This is a genomic window from Streptomyces nidicola (assembly GCF_050106155.1).
GTDB lineage: Bacteria > Actinomycetota > Actinomycetes > Streptomycetales > Streptomycetaceae > Streptomyces.
The window spans coordinates 797577-812489 of the sequence record NZ_JBNBPI010000001.1; the positions used below are offsets into that span (position 1 = coordinate 797577).

The 14913-nt window shown below is 71.5% G+C and carries 13 protein-coding genes; 5 read left to right on the forward strand and 8 right to left on the reverse strand.

Annotated elements, in window-relative coordinates; translation table 11 throughout:
• Positions 1-10 precede the first annotated feature (10 nt).
• A complete protein-coding gene (locus tag ACOKM3_RS03795) occupies positions 11-694 on the forward strand; it encodes a FadR/GntR family transcriptional regulator (RefSeq protein WP_426896861.1) in 684 nt (227 codons plus the stop codon).
• 55 nt (positions 695-749) lie between these two features.
• On the opposite strand, the gene ACOKM3_RS03800 is transcribed toward ACOKM3_RS03795, so the two are convergent.
• Entirely contained in the window at positions 750-1481 is a 732-nt protein-coding gene (locus tag ACOKM3_RS03800) for a TetR/AcrR family transcriptional regulator (protein ID WP_426896863.1), read from the reverse strand.
• A gap of 148 nt (positions 1482-1629) precedes the next feature.
• On the opposite strand from ACOKM3_RS03800, the gene ACOKM3_RS03805 reads away from it, so the two are divergent.
• Positions 1630-3111, forward strand: coding sequence for an APC family permease (locus tag ACOKM3_RS03805; protein ID WP_426896865.1), 1482 nt, complete (start codon positions 1630-1632; stop codon positions 3109-3111).
• 50 nt (positions 3112-3161) lie between these two features.
• Positions 3162-4805, forward strand: a complete 1644-nt coding sequence (locus ACOKM3_RS03810; RefSeq protein WP_426896867.1) for an amidohydrolase — start codon at positions 3162-3164, stop codon at positions 4803-4805.
• An 86-nt stretch (positions 4806-4891) separates the two neighbouring features.
• On the opposite strand, the gene ACOKM3_RS03815 is transcribed toward ACOKM3_RS03810, so the two are convergent.
• The 4 genes from ACOKM3_RS03815 to ACOKM3_RS03830 form a co-directional block, all read right to left on the reverse strand.
• Positions 4892-5068: a hypothetical protein gene (locus ACOKM3_RS03815; protein ID WP_267072111.1), complete on the reverse strand. Its 177-nt coding sequence runs from the start codon at positions 5066-5068 to the stop codon at positions 4892-4894.
• A 469-nt stretch (positions 5069-5537) separates the two neighbouring features.
• Entirely contained in the window at positions 5538-6380 is an 843-nt protein-coding gene (locus ACOKM3_RS03820; protein ID WP_267072110.1) for a cytochrome c biogenesis CcdA family protein, read from the reverse strand.
• Complete coding sequence (locus ACOKM3_RS03825; protein WP_426896869.1) at positions 6377-7156, reverse strand: DsbA family protein; 780 nt, start codon at positions 7154-7156, stop codon at positions 6377-6379. The genes ACOKM3_RS03820 and ACOKM3_RS03825 overlap by 4 nt, the downstream gene beginning before the upstream one ends.
• Before the next feature lie 59 nt (positions 7157-7215).
• Complete coding sequence (locus ACOKM3_RS03830; RefSeq protein ID WP_426896871.1) at positions 7216-7581, reverse strand: hypothetical protein; 366 nt, start codon at positions 7579-7581, stop codon at positions 7216-7218.
• Between the two features lie 128 nt (positions 7582-7709).
• Here ACOKM3_RS03830 and ACOKM3_RS03835 point away from each other — a divergent pair, with 128 nt between their 5' ends.
• Together ACOKM3_RS03835 and ACOKM3_RS03840 are read left to right on the forward strand one after the other, a co-directional pair.
• Positions 7710-8291 carry an HD domain-containing protein gene (locus ACOKM3_RS03835; protein WP_426896873.1) on the forward strand — a complete coding sequence of 194 codons (582 nt, stop codon included), beginning with the start codon at positions 7710-7712 and terminating at the stop codon, positions 8289-8291.
• Positions 8292-8374: 83 nt separating this feature from the next.
• Positions 8375-9223, forward strand: coding sequence for an SDR family oxidoreductase (locus ACOKM3_RS03840; protein WP_426896875.1), 849 nt, complete (start codon positions 8375-8377; stop codon positions 9221-9223).
• On the opposite strand, the gene ACOKM3_RS03845 is transcribed toward ACOKM3_RS03840, so the two are convergent.
• The 3 genes from ACOKM3_RS03845 to ACOKM3_RS03855 all read right to left on the reverse strand — a co-directional run bounded on the left by ACOKM3_RS03845 (position 9202) and on the right by ACOKM3_RS03855 (position 14776).
• Positions 9202-10716, reverse strand: coding sequence for an SDR family NAD(P)-dependent oxidoreductase (locus tag ACOKM3_RS03845; RefSeq protein WP_426896877.1), 1515 nt, complete (start codon positions 10714-10716; stop codon positions 9202-9204). The genes ACOKM3_RS03840 and ACOKM3_RS03845 overlap by 22 nt on opposite strands.
• Before the next feature lie 166 nt (positions 10717-10882).
• Complete coding sequence (locus ACOKM3_RS03850) at positions 10883-12250, reverse strand: wax ester/triacylglycerol synthase family O-acyltransferase (RefSeq protein ID WP_426906694.1); 1368 nt, start codon at positions 12248-12250, stop codon at positions 10883-10885.
• A gap of 177 nt (positions 12251-12427) precedes the next feature.
• Complete coding sequence (locus tag ACOKM3_RS03855) at positions 12428-14776, reverse strand: GH92 family glycosyl hydrolase (RefSeq protein ID WP_426896879.1); 2349 nt, start codon at positions 14774-14776, stop codon at positions 12428-12430.
• Positions 14777-14913 lie beyond the last annotated feature (137 nt).

Below are 14913 nucleotides of genomic sequence, written 5' to 3' on the forward strand. Positions count from 1 at the left end.
ACTGCGCGGCATGCAGAAGGCCACCGTCACCCAGCGGGCCATCGACCAGCTCAAGGCGATGATCGGCAGCGGCGAGCTCCAGCCGGGCCAACGGCTGCCCACCGAGCGGGACCTGGCGGTGCAGCTCGGCATCTCGCGCAGCTCCATGCGGGAGGCGATCCGGGCACTCACCGTGCTCGGCGCGCTGGAGGCGCGGCACGGATCCGGCATCTACGTCACGCAGTTGGAGGCCGGTGACCTCCTGGAGACATTCGGGGTGGTCGCCGACCTGTCACGCGGGCCCCGCCTCGTAGAACTCCTCGAGGTGCGTCGCATCCTGGAGTCGACGGCCACGGCGCTGGCCGCGGCGCGCATCACCCGTGCCCAACTCGCCGAGGTCGAGGACCACTTGGCGGCGATGGAGGCGACGGACGATCCGGACGAGATCCTCTCCCACGACCTGGCGTTCCACCGGACGATCGCCGCGGCGGCGGGCAACGACACCATGTCGGCGATCCTGGAAGGCCTGTCCTCCCGTACCTTCCGGGCGCGGGTGTGGCGCGGCTACGAACAGGAGGGCGCCTTCGAACGCACCCGCCGCGAACACGCCCGCATCCTGCGGGCACTGACGGCGCGGGATCCGGAAGCGGCGAGGGCCGCGGCGGCGGCGCATGTGGGTGAGGTGGAGGAGTGGTTGCGGGGGCAGTTGGAGTGAGCGCTCCGGCCCGGCGGGGTTGACCAGTCGCTCGCGCGGCTTGATGTAGCGCGGCTCAGTCGCCGACCGGACCAGGTTTACCGGCGGGGGTTGACGTGGTCGCCGCCGTCTCCAGCGCCGTCAGCAGCAGTTCCAACGCCACCTCGAACGAGCTCCCCGCCATCAGTGGCAAGTGCTCGCGTGCCGCGCCGAGTTGGGGATGCGTCTCGGCCGACAGGGTCGCGTACTCCCCCGTCCACGCCCGGTCGTCCGCCTCCCGCCGCTCCGCGGGCAGCGCCAGATACGCGGCGTCGAGGGCCGCGTGGCCGAGGACGGTGTCGACGAAGGCGGAGTAGTGGCGCACCGCGGCCTCGTCCGTGAAGCCGGCACGCCGCAGGAGTCCGATTCCCGCGTCCACGGCACGGAACTCGTGCGGGCGCCGCGTCACCCGGTACGCCGCGAGCGCCGCCACCCGCGGGTGCGCGCTGTACCCACGATGGATGCGCAGGCCGAACTCGCGCAGCCCGTCGCGCCAGGCCAGCCGCTCGGGGTGGAAACCGTCCATGGCCTCGCCGATGAGCCGGTCGGAGACGGCGAGCAGCAGGTCGTCCGTGCTGTGGAAGTAGCGGTACAGCGCGCTCGGGTCGCAGCCCAGGGCCGCGCCGATCCTGCGCACGCTCAGCGCGTCGCCGCCGTGCTGCCCGACCAGGCGCAGCGCGCAGTCGACGATCACGTCCTCGGACAGCAGCACCCCCGACCTCGTCGGCTTGCGGCGCCGCCGCTCCACCGGGATCCGCCCCTCCGCCATGGCCCTCTCCCCTCCTTCGCCCGACGCGTCCCGCTTATGACAACACCATTGACGCAAGCTGACAAGGCCGATTTGATCGCGGTCGCCGCTCCTCGCGCACCTTCCACTCCCCTGCCATCCCCGCCTCCCTGCCGTCAGGAGATCGATCATGAGTAGCGAACCACCGGGCCTGCGCCGCTCCCTCGGCGTCGTCGACGGCATCGCCATCGCCGCGTCCAGCACCGCCGCGACCACCAGCATCGGCATCGGGATGGGTTCCCTCGCCGCGACGGTCGGGCTGCACGCCCCGGCGGTCCTGCTCGTCGCGTTCGTGCCGATCCTGGGCATCGCGGTGGCCTACGCCCGGCTGAACCGCCAGGAGCCGAACATGGGCAGCGGCTATGTCTGGGTGGGCCGTTCGCTCGGCCCCTGGCTCGGCTTCCTCACGGGCTGGGTCACCCTCGTCGGCACGCTGGTGTTCATGGCGTACACGAGCGCGGTGACCGGCTCCGTGTTTCTGCAGTTCGCCAACAAGGCCGGCCTGCACACCCTGTTGGGGCTCGGCCTCGATCCGAACTCGACGGCGCTTTCGACCGTCGTCGGACTGCTCGTGCTCACCGCCGTCACCGTCACCGCGGTCACCGGCGTACGTAAGGCGACCCGCCTCCAGGCGTGGCTGCTCGTCTTCGAGTACGTGGTGCTGCTCGGGTTCTGCGGCTGGTCCCTGGTCACCGGCTCGCACGCCTTCCAGTGGTCGTGGTTCGACCCGTTCGACATCCACGGCGGCACGGCCTTCGCGCAGGGCCTGGTCCTCGCGGTGTTCTTCTTCTGGGGCTGGGACGCCGCGTTCACGGTGACCGAGGAGACCAAGGACGTGCGGGACGCGGGGCGCGGCGGGCTGATCGCCCTGTTCGCGATGCTCGCGCTGTTCCTCTACGGTTCCGTGGCCTTCCAGCGCGAGATGTCGCTGCCCGAACTGGTCGAGCAGGGCCCACAGGCCCTCACCTACCTCGGCGCGAAACTCGCCGACGAGCCGGTGGCCAGCCTGCCGCTGCTCGCGCTGCTGTTCTCGGCCGTGGCATCCCTCCAGGCCAGCGTGATCCCGACGGCACGCGGGCTGCTCGCGATGGGCCGTGACCGCACGATGGGACAGGTGTGGACGCGGGTGAGCCCCCGCTACGGTTCGCCGGCCGCGGGCACCGTCGTCGTGATGTCGATCGCGGCGGGTGTGGCCCTTCTCGCCCTGGCGATACCGAAGTTGAACGAGATGATCCTCGCCGCGGTGAACTCCATCGGGCTCACCGTCGCCCTCTACTACGGCCTCACGGCCCTCGCCTGCGCGGTCCGTTTCCGCCCGTTGCTGCGCACCGCGCCCCGCGAGTCGGTGCGCGCGGTCCTCGTGCCGGGGCTCAGCGGACTCGCGCTGCTCGGCATCGGGGCGTACCTGGCGTACTCGTACGCGACGATGAGCGACCACTTCGAACTGTCACCTGACAACGGCTGGTTCATGCTGGCGGTGCCGTCGGCGATCGTCGTGTCCGGTCTCGCCATGGCCGCCGTCGCCAAGTACGGGCGCCGCTCCCCGTACTTCAGGACCGGGCGCGGCACGGACGCCGACGCCGTCGAACTGGCCGGACCGACGGCCAACTGACCAACCCACCCCACCTCGTAACACCCGTATATCTACTAGGAGTTGTGAACATGTCCGAACCCGCCGACCTCGTCTTCACCGGCGGTCCCGTCCACACCGGCTCCCCCGCCCGCTCGCGCGCCACCACGGTCGCGGTGCGGGGCGAGCGGATCGTCGCCGTCGGCCACGACGAGGTGCGCGAGTTGATCGGCCCGCACACCGAAGTGGTCGACCTGGCGGGGAGGTTGCTGATCCCCGGCTTCCAGGACGCGCACGCGCACCCCGTCGGGGCGGGCATGGAGATGGGCCAGTGCGATCTGAGCGGCTCCACGACGCTCGCCGAGTACCGGGAACGGATCGCCGCGTACGCGAGCGCGCACCCGGAGGCCGAGTGGATCACCGGGGGCGGCTGGGCCATGGAGGCGTTCCCCGGCGGGCTGCCGACGGCGGCCGAGCTCGACGCCCTGGTCCCGGACCGGCCGGTGTACCTGGTCAACCGTGACCACCACGGCGCCTGGGTCAACTCCCGCGCGCTTCAAGCGGCCGGGATCGACTCCCGTACCCCCGATCCGTCCGACGGCCGCATCGAGCGCGACCCGGACGGCACGCCGACCGGCATGCTCCAGGAGGGCGCCGCGAACCTCGTCGGGCGTCTCCTGCCTCCCGTCACCCGCGAGGAGAAGATCGCGGGCCTGCTCCGCGCCCAGGAGCACCTGCACTCGCTCGGCGTCACGGCCTGGCAGGACGCCATCCTCGGCGACCACGCCAACCTGACCGACCCCACGGACGCGTATCTGGCCTGCGCCGACGACGGGCGGCTCACCGCGCGTGTCGTGGGCGCGCTGTGGTGGGACCGGGCGCGCGGCACCGACCAGATCGGGGAACTGCTCGCCCGGCGCGAGGCCGGCACCCGTGGCCGGCTCCGCTCGACGACCGTGAAGATCATGCAGGACGGGGTGGCGGAGAACGGCACGGCGGCGCTGCTCGGCCCGTATCTCGACGCCTGCGGCTGCCGCTCGGACAACAGCGGGATCAGCTTCGTACCGCCCGAGGCGCTGAAGAAGTACGTGACCGAGCTGGACGCCCACGGATTCCAGGTGCACTTCCACGCGCTCGGCGACCGGGCCGTCCGCGAGGCACTCGATGCCGTGGAAGCGGCACGGGGGGCCAATGGTTGGACGGACACGCGCCCGCACCTGGCTCACCTTCAGGTCGTGCACCCCGATGACATCGGCCGGTTCCGGGAGCTGGGCGCGACGGCGAACATGCAGGCACTGTGGGCCGCGCACGAGCCGCAGATGGACGAGCTGACGATCCCGTTCCTCGGGGCGGAGCGCTCAGGCTGGCAGTACCCGTTCGCGGCGCTGCTGCGAGCCGGGGCGACGCTTGCGGCGGGCAGCGACTGGCCGGTGAGCAGCCCGGATCCGTTGCAGGGGATCCATGTCGCGGTGAACCGGGTGCTGGCGGATGCGCCTGCGGGAACGCCGGTGTTCCTGCCGGAGCAGCGGATCGGGCTGGGCGATGCGCTCGCGGCGTACACCTCCGGTAGCGCGTACGTGAACCATCTCGACGCCGATACCGGGGTCATCGCGGCGGGGTCCCTTGCGGACCTCGTGGTCCTGGACAGGGACCCGTTCGCCGGGCCCGCGACGGAGATCGGCTCGACGCGTGTCGAGCAGACCTTCGTCGGGGGGCAGCCAGTGTTTGCCATTTGACGCCCAACGGGGCTGGGGCCACGGGGCTCTGCCCCGGACCCCGCGGGCTCCCGTCCGAAAGGCGGGCTATAGGTGCCCCGCCGGACTCAATCCACGCTGGGCAGAATGTGCGGTTCCGCCAGATCGTCCTCGTAGCCCGCGAGGCGAATCGGCGCCGACCTCGCCCAGACGTCGAGACTGCCGAGCTTCTCCGGCCTGCGTCGACCGGCCCGCTCGGCTCGGTCCTTCGGGCTCTGTTCGCGATTCGTCTTCTCTGGTGTCACCGCGCACTCCTTGTGTGTCGGGTAACCCGCTCCGGCGGTCCGGCCCTGCGTCGCGCGGGGTCCGGCGCCCGATCGGGCTTGTGTAGAGGGCCAGTTCGGGCGCGGTGGCGCCGGTTGTCGCTCGTTGGGTCGGCCGTGGTTCTCGGTCTGTCCCTGTACGGCCACCATGGGTCGAGGTGTCGGACCCACTTGCGGTAACCGTGCGGCTACAGCCTAACCATATGAGCGGGGGTCCGCTCACTGGGGCTGAAATCTCTGGGTCTTTCGGAGGTCGCCTGGCGTTCATTCAGCCATGGACACCGGGCCCGGCGCGACGGGTTTTCCCTCGTACGGGGGCACTTCAGGACATCACGGCGTGTCGCCGCGCGGTGTTGACGCGGCTCCGGGCGCCGCCCGGGGCCGGCGAGGCGCGTGGGGCGGGGCGGCCGACGCCGGAGATTGGCGTCAACTCGCCCCCTGCCACCGGGCGCTAATCGCTCTCGACCGGCACGTTCTCCGCACGTCCGCGCAGGGTTCGTACAAGGAAGAACGCGCCCACCAGCACGACGACCGCGACGAGGACGAGCAGGTCCGGCACGCGGTCACCCATGCCGCGCGCCCACTGCTCGGCGGCGAACGAGTTGTCGACGTCGAGGAGTCCGGGAAGCGCCGTCGTCCCGTCGAAGGCGAGAAACAGCGTGCCGAGCGCCAGGAAGAACAGACCGGAGGCCAGCGACGTCGAGTGCGTCTCGAAGCGGCCGATGCGGACCGGGCGGCCGCGCAGCCACCGCTTCCCGCCCAGGTCGAACCGTTCCCACAACAGGGCGAGCAGGAACAGCGGTACGGCCATGCCCAGGGCGTACACCGCGAGCAGTGCTCCGCCGTACACCGGGTGCCCGCCGAGCGCCGCGACCGTGAGGACGCTGCCGAGGATCGGTCCCGCGCAGAAACCGGCCAGGCCGTAGACCGCCCCGAGCGCGTACACCGACACCGCGTTGGTGGGGCGGATGCGGCCGGAGAGTTCGGACATGCGGCGGGAGGCGAAGCCGCGTCCCGCGATCTGGAGCACCCCGAGCGCGATGATCAGCCAGCCGCCGATGGAGACGAGCAGGTCACGGTTGCCGTAGAAGAAGCGGCCCGCGTACGAGCCGGCGGCTCCGAGCGGGACCAGCGTCGTGGCGAGTCCCAGGTAGAAGACTCCGGTGCGGGCGACGAGCCGTGTCGGGCTGTCGATGGAGTACGCGAAGAACGCGGGCAGCAGCAGCGCGCTGCACGGGCTGAGCAGGGCGAGCAGGCCGCCGAGGAACGCCGCGAAGTAGCCGATGTCGCTCACTGCCCGCTCCCGGACTTCGCGGACTGGTCCTTCGCCGACTGGGCCTTCGCCGCCTCGATGATCTGCTCGAACGCGGCCTCGGGCTGGGCGCCCGCGAGGGGCTGCCCGTTGATGAGGAAGGACGGCGTGGAGGTGGCGCCGAGCGCGTACGCCTCGTCGCTGTCCTGCTGCACCGCCGCCTTTGCCGCCTTGCCCGCGCGGTCCGTGCGAAAACGGTCGAGGTCCTTGACCCCGGCCTCGCGGGCGAGTGCGTCGAGGCGGTCCGCGCCGAAGCCCTTGTCCTTGGTGCCGTCTGCGTACGCCGCCTTGTGGAACTGCCAGAAGCGGCCCTGCTGTCCGGCGGCCCAGGCGGCGCGCGCGGCGGACTGCGAGTCGGCGCCGAAGATCGGGAAGTTGCGCCACTCGATGCGCAGCGTGCCGTCGTCGACGTACTTCTTCACCAGGTCGGGTTCGGTGTCGCGGGCGAACTTGCCGCAGTAGCCGCACTTGAAGTCGGCGTACTCGATGAGCACCACGGGCGCGTCGGCGCGGCCCTGCGCGAGCGGGTCCTTCGCGTCGCGACGGGCGAGCTTCACGAGCTTGTCGGTCAGCTCGTCGTTGGCCTCGGTGGTGTCCGCCTGCTGCTGGTCGGCCACGTCGGTACGGGCCTCGGGCCGGGTCGCGGTGTACGAGACGGTGCCGAGGAGGATCGCGGCCACGGCGACGGAGGCGGCGATCGCGGCGGTGCGGCGCCGCTTGGTCCGGGTGGTGGTGGTCGTGGTGGTGTTCTTGAGCATGACGAAGTCGTCCTTGCGTGCGTGAGGAATGCGTGATGACGGGTGGAGCGGGGCGTCATCTACACGCGCAGGACGGACAGTTCGACCGGTGAGGGCGGGTCGTTGGGCGGCGGTGGGCCGCGGCCCACCGGGGTCGGCGGCACGATGCCCGTGAGCGGCGCGGTGGCGCCGTGCCCGTGTGCGTACGCGAGCGGGGCGAGGAGTTCGTGGGCGCTGGTGCCGCGCGTGGGCACGCCCTGGCGACTGTCGGGGGCGTGCTGGCCCTGCGGGGCGCAGTCGGGTGTGCCGGGCGACGCGAGTTGTTGTGCGGACGCGGCGACCGGGGCCGGTTCGACGGGAGCGCCACCGAAGTCGCTGCCCCATGCCGTGCCCAGCACGGTGACCAGGAGGGTCACCAGCAGAGCGGGAACGGTGAGGCGGCGCATGCGGCAATTCTGCACCATGGGAGAAAGGGGACAGCGTTCACGTGCTGTTGACCGGTGGGTCGGCTCGGCCTCAGTTCGCCATGGTCTGCTTCCGGACAGGCTGCGGAAGAGCTTCGGGAGGAGTCTCAATGGCGAAGTCGACTGCCACGGAACGCGTCGAACTGCGCACCGTCGAGGAATTGATGGCCGCCCTGCACGCCTGCCGGGGCGCCTGGGACACTCCGGACCGCAGCGGCGACCCCGTCGATCTGCACGACCACGCGCTGCAGACGGCGGCGCTGCTGCGCCGTTCCCGGCCCAGCGACAAGGAGTTGCAGATCGCGGGGCTCGTCCACGACCTCGGGCATCTGCTGTGCCCGGGCGACGACGCGGGACACGCGGACCGCGCGGCGGACGCGGTGCGCGGGCTGCTCGGCGAGCGGGTGGCCCAGCTCGTCCGGCTGCATGTGCAGGCGAAGCGGTATCTGGCGACGACCGAGCCGGGGCGCGGCCTGTCCGCGCAGAGCGCGCTGACGCTGGGCGTTCAGGGCGGCCCGATGACGCCGCGGGAGGTGGCGGCGTTCGAGGCGGACCCGCACGCCGAGGACGCGGTGACGGTGCGGCAGGCGGACGACGCGGGCAAGGTGGTGGGCCTCGACGCGGGGGTCCTGGAGGACTGGCGCCCGGTGCTCGAACTCGTGGCGGCCACCCACGCCTCGTACGTCCGCTGACCCGGCGGCCTCCACAAACGGCCCACGAACCATGCACAGCTGACACACCGTCACCCACCGGCCGCCCGTGAGACCGTACGCGCATGGCTGCGTCCCCGATGGCTCCCTCGGATCAACCGCGTGTGCTCGACGGCAGGGCGGCCGTCGTGACCGGCGCGTCGCGCGGCATCGGCCGCGCGATCGCGGAGGAACTCGCCGACTGCGGCGCCCTGTTGTGCGTGACGGCGCGGGATCCGCACGGGGTGCGGGAGGCCGTCGCGGCGTTGCGGGCGCGGGGCGCGGAGGCGGTGGGGGTGCCCGGGTCCGTGGCCGATCCGGCGCATCTGTGGGAGGTGACGGAGCGGACGATGGCCGACTTCGGGCGGGTCGACATCGTCGTGAACAACGCCGCGACCAATCAGCCTTACGGCCCGCTCATGGACGCCGATCCGGACGCGTGGCGCACGGCCTTCACGATGAACGTGGAGGCGCCGCTGCGGCTGGTGCAGTGCGCGTGGCGGGCGTGGATGAGCGAGCACGGCGGCGCCGTCGTCAATGTGTGCACGGAGGGCGCGGGCCATGTCGGGCCGAACGTCGGCGCGTACGGCACCAGCAAGGCGGCGCTGCTGCACCTGACTGCTCAACTGGCGGGCGAAATGGGCCCATTGGTACGGGTGAACTCCGTCTCCCCCGGCCTGGTGCGCACCGAGATGGCCCGCTTCGTGTGGGAGCGGGCCGAGGAGTCGGTGGCGGCGGGCCTTCCGGCCGGGCGGATCGGGGAGCCGGAGGACGTGGCACGGGCGGTGCGCTGGCTGGTGTCGGACGAGGCGTCCTGGATCACCGGGGCGGAGCTGCTGGTGGACGGCGGTACGCGGGTGCGCGCCGCCTCAGCGGGCGGCGCGTCGAACGATGCCGTCCACCGGCAGCTGCGTCACCACTTGCCGGGCTCGTAGTCCTTCAGGAAGACGCCGTACACGTCGTCGCCCGCCTCGCCGCGCACGACGGGGTCGTAGACGCGGGCGGCGCCGTCGACCAGGTCGAGCGGGGCGTGGAAGCCCTCCTCGGCGAGGCGCAGCTTGTCGTAGTGCGGGCGCTCGTCGGTGATCCAGCCGGTGTCGACGGAGGTCATCAGGATGCCGTCGGCCTGGAACATCTCGTGGGCGCTGGTGCGCGTCACCATGTTCATCGCGGCCTTGGCCGCGTTGGTGTTCGGGTGGCCCGCGCCCTTGTAGCCGCGGCCGAAGACACCCTCCATCGCCGAGACGTTCACGACGTACGCGCGTCCGCTCTCCGCCTTCTTCGCGGCGTCGGACATCGCCGGGCGCAGCGCGCTGATCAGGATGAACGGCGACGTGTAGTTGCACAGCTGGGTCTCGAGCAGCTCGACCGGGGAGATCTGGTCGATGGTCTGCACCCAGGTGTTGGACTCGACGACGTCCGGGACGAGGCCGCCCGCGTCGATCGCGGAGCCGTCGAGGTGCCGCTCGACGCTCGCGTTGCCCGCGACGAGCGCCAGGTCGGCGACCTTCTGGGCGTCGATGCCGCTGGTGCCGATGGGCAGCGCCTGGATGCCGTCGACGGAGCCCGAGTTGAAGGCGCCGATGACGGTGTGCGGCGGCAGCTCGCCCGCGGGCAGCGGCGCGCTCTCGCCGTCGACGAGGGCGGCGTAGGCGGAGGGCAGCCGGCGCACGGTCTGCGTCGCGTTGTTGATGAGGATGTCGAGCGGACCCGAGGCGGCGACCTGCTCGGCGAGGGCGACGGCCTGGCCCGGGTCGCGCAGGTCGATGCCGACGACCTCCAGGCGGTGGATCCAGTCCGCCGAGTCCTCCATCGCCTTGAACCGGCGGATGGCGTCCTTGGGGAAGCGGGTGGTGATCGTGGTGTGCGCGCCGTCCCGGAGGAGGCGCAGCGCGATGTACATGCCGATCTTGGCGCGGCCGCCGGTGAGCAGGGCGCGCTTGCCGCTGAGGTCGGCGCGGGCGTCGCGCTTGGTCCGGTTCAGGCGGGCGCAGTCCGGACAGAGCTGGTGGTAGAAGTAGTCGACTTCCACGTACCGGGTCTTGCAGGTGTAGCAGGAGCGCGGGCGCTGGAGTATCCCCGCGAGCCGGCCCTCCTCGGTCTGCGAGGAGGGCAGGATGCCCTCGGTCTCGTCGTCGATGCGCTGCGCGGAGCCGGTCGCCGTCGCCTCGGTGACCGCCTTGTCGTGGGCGGTCTTGGCGGCGCGGCGCTCCTGGCGGCGGCGCTGCTTCACGGTCCGGTAGATGCCGGCGGTGGCCCTGCGGACGGTGATCGCGTCGGGGTGGTCGACGTCGATCTCGTCGAGCTCCTCCAGGACGCTGAGGCAGACGGCCAGCCGCTCGGGGTCGATGCCGGGGCCGTAGACGACATCGCCGTTCTCGCCGGCCCCCGTGCCGTCGGCGGGCTTGTTGTCCTCTGTCACGGTCATCGCCGCTGCTGTTCCTCGCGTCGCTCGTGCCGCGAGGAATCCGGATGTGCCGCGCGGCTGCCAAAAGGCGGCACCTTACAGGTCCATCGGTTGATCCCGCCAGCTTCGGAGGATACTGGCGGGACTGGGGTCGGCCAAATGACGGGCGTCACCGCCCCCGGTTACGTCAGGTCGCCGCGTGCTCGCACGCCGCGCCGAGCGCGGCCACTTCCTCCTGGATCGCCCTCGCCAGCACGTCGAGGTCCGGCACGGCGCTGGCGTCGGCGACGAGCCCGTAGTGGACCCGCCCGCGGTACGTCGACACGGCGACGGCGAGGGACTGCCCCTGCGCCAGCGGTGCCAGCGGGAAAACCTCGGTGAGCGGGCAGCCGCCCAGTTTCAGGCCGAGGCTGGGCAGGGGGACGCTCGTGACCAGCAGGTCGAAGAGGAGGCGCGCGTTCTGGCCGACGACACCGCCGCCGAGCCGGAGGCCGAGCGCCGGGACGTGGTCGGCGAGCAGTGCGACGGCTCCCGCGCCACGCGTGGGCCCGGCGTCCTTGTGGCGGTTCATGGCGGCCCGTACGACCCGCAGCCGCTCCACCGGGTCCGGCTCGGCGACGGGGAGGCGCAGCAGGTAGCCGGAGAGCCGGTTGCCCTGCGGGTGCGCCGTGCGGGGCCTGCGCCGGGAGACCGGGACGAGGGCGCGGGGCTCGACGCCCTCGCTGCCGTCGCCGCGCTCGTCGAGCCAGCGGCGCACCGCTCCGGCGACCACGGCGATCAGCACGTCGTTGACCGTGCCGCCGACCGTCTTGCGGATGCGGTGCACGTCGTCGAGGTCGAGCACGACCCCCGCGGTGCTCCGGGTGCCGCTGGCCTTCGAGGTGAGCGCGGGCGACGTGCGTACGCCCCAGGTGGCGCGGGCGACGGACGCGCCGATGGACACGGCCTGTGTGGCGCTGGTCGCCAGCGCCCGCACGTGGTCGGGGTAGCGGCGCGGGTCGAGGTCGCCGAGGGTGATCTCGCGCAGGCCGGGGAACGGGAGGCGCAGTCCGCGGCGCGGGGCGGGCGCGTCCTTCGGGGTGCGCCCGGCGGGCAGGTCGATCGGGTCCATGACGCCGGCGGCGAGGGTCAGGGCGCGCAGCCCGTCGGCGAGGGCGTGGTGGAACTTGAAGAGCACGGCGAACGACGCGCCGTCGGCGGCCGGCAGCACGTGCGCCTCCCACGGCGGGCGGCCGCGGTCGAGCGGGCGTTCCATGAGCGCGCCCGCGGCGGCGTGGAAGTCGTCGACGGGCCCGGCCATCCACACGTGGTCGAGCGGGTCGAAGTCGGTGGCGGGCACGCGGGCCGCGCCGCCGACCGGCACGAGCACGCCGGCGATCCGCATCCGCAGGCCCGCCACGCCCGCGGCGCGGGTGGCGAGCAGCTCGAAGGCGTGTCGGGCGGCTCCGGGGTCGTCGGCTTCGAAGACACCCAGCGCCCCCAGGTGCATGGGGTGTTCGGCGGTCTCGATGTTCCAGAAGGTCAGGTCGAGTGGAGCGAGCAAGTCCGAACTCAGAGAGGTCATGAAGGGCTCTCGCGTCGACGACGGTGAGCTCGCAGTCAATCCCCAGGCGTCGATTACGGTCAAGTACGATCATGCCACTCTGCGTTAACAACTGATGAAGACCCGCCCCTCTGGGAGAGGCGGGTCTCATGTGACTCAGAAGACCACTCAAGTGGCGTGTCGTTTACGTCACTTGAGGACGGGCGGCGCCGCGTCGGCACCGGTCCCCCACGCCGACGGCTCTTCGCCGACGGTGAAGGACAGGTTCCGCAGGCCCCGCAGGTCCTCCGTGGTCAGATACGTCTTGTCGTACGCGGCGCCGTCCGTCCGCGCCGACTGGATGTACCGGTTGTCCTCCGAGGTGCCGGGCGCCCGGACGGTCAGCGCGCCCTTCGGGTAGTAGCGCCGGTCGAGCGTGACGTCGACCCGCTCGAAGACGGGCGTCGACAGGCTCCACGTGTCCGTGCCGGGCTGCACCGGGAAGATGCCGATCGACGACAGGACGTTCCAGGCGGACATCGTGCCCAGGTCGTCATTGCCGGTCATGCCGGTCGGGGTGTCGGTGAACAGGGTCAGCGCGGCGTGCACCACGTCGGTCGTCTTCCACGGCTGACCGGTCGACAGGTACGTGTACGGCGCGATCAGGTCCGGCTCGTTCTGCGGGTTGTACTTGTCCGCGTTGTAGTAGTCGTACGGGCCGTTGACCCACACCTCGCGGGCGGTCTTCGCGGGGTCCTTCACCAGCTCGTCGTAGGCGAAGAACGAGTCGAGGCGCTTGTTCGCGGCGTCCTTTCCACCGATCAGGCCGACCATGCCGGGCAGGTCCTGCGGGACGAGCCACTGGTACTGCCAGGACGTGCCCTCGTGGAAGCCCTCGCTCTTGGCGGGGTCGGCGGGACCGGTGAAGGCGCCCGAAGCGTCGCGCGCGCGGAAGAATCCGGTCGAACTGTCGAAGATCTTCCGGTAGTTCTGCGCCCGCTCGGCGTACCGCTTCGCGTCGTCCTCGTGCCCGAGCTCCTTCGCCATCTGGCCGAGCATGGCGTCGGACAGGGCGTACTCAAGCGTGGCCGAGGCCCCGTGGTCGTAATCGGAGTCGCCGGGCTTCACGTGCGCGCGGTCCTTGATGTACGGCGCGAACCCGTCGGCCAGGTACTCCTTGTTGGCCTCGCGGCCCACGGGCGCGGAGTCGGCCGGCGGCACGCCGTCGGCGTTCTTCTTCAGCGCGCGGTAGGCCTCCTCCTCATGCCCCTTGAGCAGACCCTGCTGGTAGGCGTTGGTGAGGAAGGGGGTGACCGGGTCGCCGGTCATGATGTTCGTCTCGACCGTGCCGTAGCCCCACTTGGGCAGCCAGCCGCTGTCCTTGTCGATCCGGATCACCGACAGCGCCATGTCCCGCGACTCGCGCGGGGCGAGCAGCGCGAGCAGCTGCGCCTGGGTGCGGTACGTGTCCCAGAGCGACCAGTTCTGGTAGTACGTGAACCCCTTGGCGCGGTGGATCTTCTGGTCCCAGCCGGTGTAGCGGCCGTCCACGTCGCTGCCGATGTTGGGCGCGAGGAACGAGCGGTACAGCGAGGAGTAGAAGGTGCGGCGCAGGGTCTCGCTGCCGCCCTGTGCCTTGACGTCGTCGAGCCGGTCCTCCCACGCGGACTGCGCCGCGGCGTGCACGGAGTCGAAGGAACGGCCGCCCTCCGTACGGAGGTTGAGCGCGGCGCCGTGCGCGTCCACGTAGGAGATCGCGGTCGTCGCCTCGACGGTGCGGTCCTTGCTGGTGTCGAAGCGGAGATACGCGCCGTTGCGCTCGGCGTCCGCGGCCGAGGACCTGGAGCCCTCGGTGACGGTGTCGCCCTTCCAGGTGCCGGACGTGGCGAAGGGCCGGTCGAACTTGGTGATCGTGTAGAGCGTGTACTGCTTGGTGTCCTGGCAGAAGCCGCTGCCGGTGATGGCGGTACGCACGGTGTGGCTGTCAAGGATGTCGACCTTGGTGTGCACGGTCTTGTGCAGCGACTGGCCCGCGTTGATCATCACGTTGGCCTTGTCGGTGGCCGGGAACGTGTACTTCTGCACGCCGGTCCGCTTGGTGGCACTCAGCTCGGCGTCGATGCCGGACTTCAGGCCCACCTTGTAGTAGCCGGGCGACGCCTTCTCGTCGTCGTGGCTGAACTCGGCCGCGTACTTCGCATAGTCCGTGCTCCCGATGTCACCGACGGTCGGCAGCACCGGCAGGTCACCGCCCAACCCGCAGCCCACGCCGGACAGATGCACGGTGGAGAAGCCGCGGATGTGGGTGTCCGAGTGGTCGTAGCCGGTGTTGTGCCCGGTGTCCGGCGAGAACTGCACCATGCCGAAGGGGACGGCGGCGCCCGGATAGGTGTTGCCCTCGTTCTCCGTGCCGATGAACGGGTTGACCAGATCGGTCAGTCGACCGTCCTTGGACGGGGCCGAGGCCGCGGCGGGTGTCGCGAGGCCGGCGCCGAGCAGCGCGGCGGCCGCGGCGAGCACCCCCAGTGTGCGGCGGACGGGTCTTCTGCGGCTTCTCATCCTGCACCCTTCGACAACGTTGTCAGCATGGCTGGTCATTCTTCGTGCGCCCCGACGGCCCGTCAAGACTTCGCGGGCCGCCAGGAGTCCGGACGCCACGGGAACCAGGGGCGGGCCCGTGAGTACGGGCCCGCCCC

Coding starts and splice junctions, on each gene's coding strand:
- ACOKM3_RS03795 (WP_426896861.1), top strand. CDS start 11: ATGCAGAAGGCCACCGTCACCCAGCGGGCCATCGACCAGCTCAAGGCG.
- ACOKM3_RS03800 (WP_426896863.1), bottom strand. CDS start 1,481: ATGGCGGAGGGGCGGATCCCGGTGGAGCGGCGGCGCCGCAAGCCGACG.
- ACOKM3_RS03805 (WP_426896865.1), top strand. CDS start 1,630: ATGAGTAGCGAACCACCGGGCCTGCGCCGCTCCCTCGGCGTCGTCGAC.
- ACOKM3_RS03810 (WP_426896867.1), top strand. CDS start 3,162: ATGTCCGAACCCGCCGACCTCGTCTTCACCGGCGGTCCCGTCCACACC.
- ACOKM3_RS03825 (WP_426896869.1), bottom strand. CDS start 7,156: ATGCTCAAGAACACCACCACGACCACCACCACCCGGACCAAGCGGCGC.
- ACOKM3_RS03830 (WP_426896871.1), bottom strand. CDS start 7,581: ATGCGCCGCCTCACCGTTCCCGCTCTGCTGGTGACCCTCCTGGTCACC.
- ACOKM3_RS03835 (WP_426896873.1), top strand. CDS start 7,710: ATGGCGAAGTCGACTGCCACGGAACGCGTCGAACTGCGCACCGTCGAG.
- ACOKM3_RS03840 (WP_426896875.1), top strand. CDS start 8,375: ATGGCTGCGTCCCCGATGGCTCCCTCGGATCAACCGCGTGTGCTCGAC.
- ACOKM3_RS03845 (WP_426896877.1), bottom strand. CDS start 10,716: ATGACCGTGACAGAGGACAACAAGCCCGCCGACGGCACGGGGGCCGGC.
- ACOKM3_RS03855 (WP_426896879.1), bottom strand. CDS start 14,776: ATGAGAAGCCGCAGAAGACCCGTCCGCCGCACACTGGGGGTGCTCGCC.